This window comes from Actinotalea sp. JY-7885 (assembly GCF_014525465.1).
Lineage (GTDB): Bacteria > Actinomycetota > Actinomycetes > Actinomycetales > Cellulomonadaceae > Actinotalea.
In genome coordinates this window covers 1-5,323 of record NZ_JACEXH010000201.1, presented here as the reverse complement: position 1 = coordinate 5,323, position 5,323 = coordinate 1, and the positions used below count along the sequence as shown (strand labels likewise).

Here is a 5,323-nt window from a genome sequence, read left to right as displayed (position 1 = left end):
GCGGACCGGCGCGAGGCCGCCGCGGCCACGGCCGGCGGCCCGCCCGCGCGCCCGACCGCCGGCGAGGCGTGGCAGGCGACCGGTGACGAGCAGGGAACACCCGACCCGGTCCTGGCGTTGGCGCTGCTGCGGGAGGCCGTCGCCGAGGGCCGAGAGGTCTGGCTCGACATCGTCGGCCCGGGTGGTGGCTCGACACGCCGCCGGGTCCGCCCGGTGCGCGTCGACGCGGGCCGCGTCCGCGCCATCGACCCGGTCCGCGAGGCCGAGCTCACCGTCGCCGTGCACCGCATCGCCGGCGTCACCCCCACCTGAGGAGACCGATGACCGAAGGCGCCCCCGGGCCGCTCATCGTGCAGAGCGACAAGACGCTCCTGCTCGAGATCGACCACCCCGACGCCGCGGCGTGCCGGCGCGCGATCGCGCCCTTCGCCGAGCTCGAGCGGGCACCGGAGCACGTCCACACCTACCGGCTGACGCCGCTCGGGCTGTGGAACGCGCGCGCCGCCGGCCACGACGCCGAGCAGGTCGTCGCCGTCCTGCTGCAGTACTCGCGCTACCCCGTCCCCCACGCCCTGCTCGTCGACGTCGCCGAGACGATGGCGCGCTACGGCCGCCTGCAGCTCGTGCAGCACCCGACGCACGGCCTCGTGCTGCACGCGCTGGACCGCGCGGTGCTCGAGGAGGTCCTGCGCTCGCGCAAGACCGCCGGGCTCGTCGGCGCGCGCATCGACCCGGACACGGTCGCGGTCCACGCGAGCGAGCGGGGCCACCTCAAGCAGGTGCTGCTCAAGCTCGGCTGGCCCGTCGAGGACCTCGCCGGGTACGTCGACGGCGAGGCCCACCCGATCGACCTGGACGAGACCGGCTGGGCCATGCGGCCCTACCAGCAGCAGGCGGTCGACGGCTTCTGGGACGGCGGCAGCGGCGTCGTCGTGCTCCCGTGCGGCGCGGGCAAGACGATCGTCGGCGCGGGCGCCATGGCGCGCTCGAAGACGACGACGCTCATCCTCGTGACCAACACGGTCTCGGCGCGCCAGTGGCGCGACGAGCTGCTGCGCCGCACGACGCTCACCGAGGACGAGATCGGCGAGTACTCGGGTGCCCGCAAGGAGGTGCGACCGGTCACGATCGCGACCTACCAGGTGCTCACGACCCGCCGGAAGGGCGTCTACACGCACCTCGAGCTGCTGGACGCGCGCGACTGGGGCCTCGTCCTCTACGACGAGGTCCACCTGCTGCCGGCGCCGATCTTCCGCATGACGGCCGACCTGCAGGCCCGGCGGCGCCTCGGCCTGACCGCGACGCTCGTGCGCGAGGACGGCCGCGAGGACGAGGTCTTCTCGCTCATCGGCCCGAAGCGCTTCGACGCACCCTGGAAGGACATCGAGTCCCAGGGCTACATCGCGCCCGCCGACTGCGTCGAGGTGCGCCTCACCCTGCCCGACGGCGACCGCCTCGCCTACGCGACCGCCGAGCCGGAGGAGAAGTACCGGCTCGCGGCGAGCGCCACGGGCAAGAACCGGGTCGTCGAGCAGCTCGTCGCCCAGCACCCGGACGACCAGGTGCTCGTCATCGGCCAGTACATCGACCAGCTCGAGCTGCTGGCGGACCACCTCGACGCCCCGCTCATCACGGGCGCGACGACCGTCCGCGAGCGCGAGCGGCTGTTCGCGGCGTTCCGCACGGGGGAGGTCACGCGGCTCGTCGTGAGCAAGGTCGCCAACTTCTCGGTCGACCTGCCCGAGGCCGCCGTCGCGATCCAGGTCAGCGGCTCCTTCGGGTCACGCCAGGAGGAGGCGCAGCGCCTCGGCCGGATCATGCGGCCCAAGGCGGACGGGCGCACCGCGCACTTCTACGCGGTCGTCGCGCGGGACACCGTCGACCAGGAGTTCGCCGCGCACCGGCAGCGCTTCCTCGCCGAGCAGGGCTACGCGTACCGGATCGTCGACGCGGAGGACCTGGTCGGCGGCTGAGGCGGCCGGCCAGGGGCGGCCGGGGTCAGTCCAGCAGCGCGGGCTGCGCGGTGCTCGGCGTGCCCGCCGTGGCCGCGTGGCGCACGACCTCGGCGAAGCGGTGCGCGAGGGCCCGACCGCCCGCGGTGACCGCGTCGGCGTGCTCGTCGTACGCCGCGAGCACCGCGGCGTCGTCGACGTCGTCGTTCAGCGCGGCCCAGGTGGCGAACGTCGCACGCGAGACCTCGGGGTGGAACTGCACGCCCCACGCCGCCGGACCCACGCGGAAGGCCTGGTAGGGGTACAGGTGCGAGGACGCCAGCCACACGGCGCCCGGAGGAAGGTCCACGACGGCGTCGGCGTGCATCGTCGGCATCGCCAGGAGCACCCCTCCGGTGAGGGGGTGGTCGGCGGGCACGTCGGCGGCAAGCCCGCCGAGGAGGGGGTCCGCCGCCGCGTCGGGACGCGGGTGCACGTCGATGACCCCCGACTCCCGCCCGGGAGGAGCCCCGACCTGGACCCGCCCGCCCGTGGCCACCGCGAGCAGCTGCGCGCCGAGGCAGATCCCGAGTGTCGGCACCCCCGACGTCGCGGCGGCCGCCAGCAAGCCGCGCGTCGTCGGGAGCCAGGGGAGACCGACGTCGTCGTGCGCATGGCTCGGTCCGCCGAGTACGACGAGACCTTCGCGGACCGCCTCGACCGCAGGGATCTCGTCACCCGCCCATGGGCGGACCGTGCGGATCCTCAGCTCCGGGTCGACCTCGGTCAGCCAGCCGCCGAAGCGGTCGAGGGGACACGAGGGCGTGTGCTCGATCACGGTGAGGATCACCCGGCGACTGTAGTGGGAGCGCGTTCATGACCGCCAGGGGCCCGGGCCCGTCCGGTGTCGCGTGAGGGCCGACTGCCACGGCACGGCAGTCGCGCAGCCGCGGCCGTCGAGCCGGCCGCCGATCTCCCGGCGATCTCGCGAAATGGTGATGAGCACCGCGCTCCCCCGCTCCTAGGCTGCGCCGGATGACCCGGCTCGCCGCTCCCGCGATCACCGCCGACCTCGTGCGACGCCTCGTCGCCGAGCAGCACCCGCGCTGGGCGGCACTCCCGGTGACGCCCGTCCCGCGCAGCGGCTGGGACAACCGCACCTTCCGCCTGGGCGACGAGCTGCTGGTGCGCCTGCCCAGTGCGGCCGAGTACGCCGAGGCGGTGGTGAAGGAGCAGCGCTGGCTGCCCGTCCTGGCCGGGCACCTGCCGCTGCCGATCCCGGCTCCCGTGGCTGCGGGGGCGCCCGGCCGGCACTTCCCGTGGCCCTGGTCGGTGTACCGGTGGCTGCCCGGTGAGTCCGCCGATGCCGCACCGCCCGCCGACCTGACGCGGCTCGCCGTCGACCTCGCGGCGTTTCTCGCGGCGCTGCAGGCGGTGCCAGGGCCGGGACCGGGGCCGGGTCAGCACAACTGGTGGCGCGGCGGGCCGGTCGACCGCTACGAGCACGAGACCCGTCACGCCCTCGAGGTCCTGGCCGGCGAGGTCGACGTCACGGCCGCCGGGCAGGTCTGGCAGGCCGCGGTGGCGTCGACGTGGGGCGGGCCGGACGTCTGGCTGCACGGCGACGTCGCGCCCGGGAACCTCCTGGTCAGCGGAGGCGCCCTCAGTGCCGTCATCGACTTCGGCACGTGCGGCTGGGGCGACCCCGCCTGCGACCTCGTGATCGCCTGGACCTTCTTCGACGGCCGGTCGCGGGATGCCTTCCGAGGAGCCGTCGACGCCGATGCGGGGACGTGGGCGCGGGCGCGTGGGTGGGCGCTGTGGAAGGCGCTGATCACGATGGACCGGCGGCGCGACGACGCCGCGGCATCCGCGGCCGCCCGGCGGGTGCTGGAGGCCGTGCTCGCGGACCACGCCGCGCACGGCTGAGCATCTCCGTGCTCGCCCGCCGCCCCGTCGGGCCGGCCGATTGCGGGGGGCGCGGCTGGTCGCGAGGATCGAGTCGTGACCAGCCGCAGCGTCGCCGACAGCCGCCGTGCGGTCGGCCTCGCGGCGCGCACCCTGCTGACCGCGCTGCTGACCGGCCTCGCGCTGACGTCCCTGCTCCCCGGCGCGGCGCACGCCGCCGTCCGCGCCGAGCCGCCCCTGGCGGTCGAGGGCGAGATCACCGACCCGGCCGGCGCGCTGCGGGGCCGCGAGGCCCAGGTCCAGGAGGCCCTCGACGAGCTCGCCGACGCGACGCCGTACCAGCTGTTCGTCGTCTTCGTGGACTCGTTCGACGGCCTCGACCCGTTCGAGTGGGCGAACGAGACGGCCGTCGAGTCCGGCCTCGGCACGAACGACGTGCTGCTCGCCGTCGCCGTCGAGGACCGGCAGTACGCGACCTCGGTCGACGACGCCGTGCCGCTCTCCGACGAGCAGCTCGCCCGGATCGACGCCGAGCGCGTCGAGCCCCGCCTGCGCGACGGCGACTGGGCCGGCGCGGCGATCGGCGCGGCTGAGGGCATCCAGGACGCCGCCCGTGGGGGCACCGGCGCCGGCGGCGGCTTCCCGGTCCTGCCGGTGCTCCTCGTCGGCGGGCTCGTGGTCATCGTCGCGGTCACGTTCGCCCTGTCCCGCCGGCGCGCTCCCGCGGGCGCCCGGCGCACCGTGCCCGCCCAGGGCCCGGCCGGCCTGCCGACCGAAGAGCTCAACCGGCGCGCCGGCCAGGCGCTCGTCGCGTGCGACGACGCCGTCCGCACGTCCGAGCAGGAGCTCGGCTTCGCGCAGGCGCAGTTCGGGATCGAGGCGACGCGCGTGTTCGCGCAGGTCCTCGAGGCCGCCAAGCCGACGCTGGCGCGGGCGTTCCTCCTGCGCCAGCAGCTCGACGACGCGGTGCCCGAGGACGAGCCGCAGCGACGCGCGATGCTGCTCGAGATCCTGTCCCTGTGCGAGCAGGTCGACACCTCGCTCGACGCGCAGACCGCGGAGTTCGAGCGGCTGCGCGACCTGCAGGCGCGCGTCCCGGAGGTCCTCGAGGAGACCGCCCGCCGCGCGGACGAGGTGCAGGGCCGGCTCCCGGCGGCGCAGGCCACGCTCGACGCGCTGGCGGCGACGTACTCCCCCGAGGCGCTCGCCACGGTGCGCGGCAACCTCACGCAGGCGGCGTCCCTGCTCGACGCGGCACGTACCGGGGTGGACCGTGGACGCGAGGCGCTCGACACCGACCGCGCGGCCGCGGTCGCGCTCGCGCGAGGCGCCCAGGACGCCGTCGGGCAGGCCGTCACGCTGCTCGACGCCGTGGGACGTGCGGGGCAGGAGCTCGCGCAGGCGGGCGCACGGATCGACGCCGACATCGCGTCGCTCGCCGCGGACGTCACCGACGCCGAGCGCCTGGCGCCGCGCGACCCCGC

The 5,323-nt window shown here is 75.8% G+C and carries 4 protein-coding genes and 1 pseudogene; 4 read left to right on the top strand and 1 reads right to left on the bottom strand.

All coding sequences use genetic code 11. The features are described 5' to 3' along the window. Together IDM29_RS14555 and IDM29_RS14550 are read left to right on the top strand one after the other, a co-directional pair. Nucleotides 1-312 (top strand): annotated as a pseudogene (locus IDM29_RS14555) (hypothetical protein); the annotation flags it as partial. An 8-nt stretch (nt 313-320) separates the two neighbouring features. Beyond that, nucleotides 321-1,973, top strand: coding sequence for a DNA repair helicase XPB (locus tag IDM29_RS14550; protein ID WP_182113082.1), 1,653 nt, complete (start codon nt 321-323; stop codon nt 1,971-1,973). Between the two features lie 25 nt (nt 1,974-1,998). Here IDM29_RS14550 and IDM29_RS14545 read toward each other — a convergent pair whose 3' ends face one another. Continuing rightward, entirely contained in the window at nt 1,999-2,781 is a 783-nt protein-coding gene (locus IDM29_RS14545) for a type 1 glutamine amidotransferase (protein WP_182113081.1), read from the bottom strand. Between the two features lie 185 nt (nt 2,782-2,966). Here IDM29_RS14545 and IDM29_RS14540 point away from each other — a divergent pair, with 185 nt between their 5' ends. Then, the gene (locus tag IDM29_RS14540; protein WP_182113080.1) at nt 2,967-3,860 is read left to right on the top strand and encodes an aminoglycoside phosphotransferase family protein; all 894 of its coding nucleotides are present in this window, start codon (nt 2,967-2,969) and stop codon (nt 3,858-3,860) included. Between the two features lie 75 nt (nt 3,861-3,935). Then, on the top strand, nt 3,936-5,323 hold a 1,388-nt coding region (locus IDM29_RS14535), incomplete at its 3' end, for a TPM domain-containing protein (RefSeq protein ID WP_188037697.1).

Excerpts from the sequence above, each read along its gene's own strand:
- IDM29_RS14550 (WP_182113082.1), top strand. The coding sequence starts at position 321 with ATGACCGAAGGCGCCCCCGGGCCGCTCATCGTGCAGAGCGACAAGACG.
- IDM29_RS14540 (WP_182113080.1), top strand. The coding sequence starts at position 2,967 with ATGACCCGGCTCGCCGCTCCCGCGATCACCGCCGACCTCGTGCGACGC.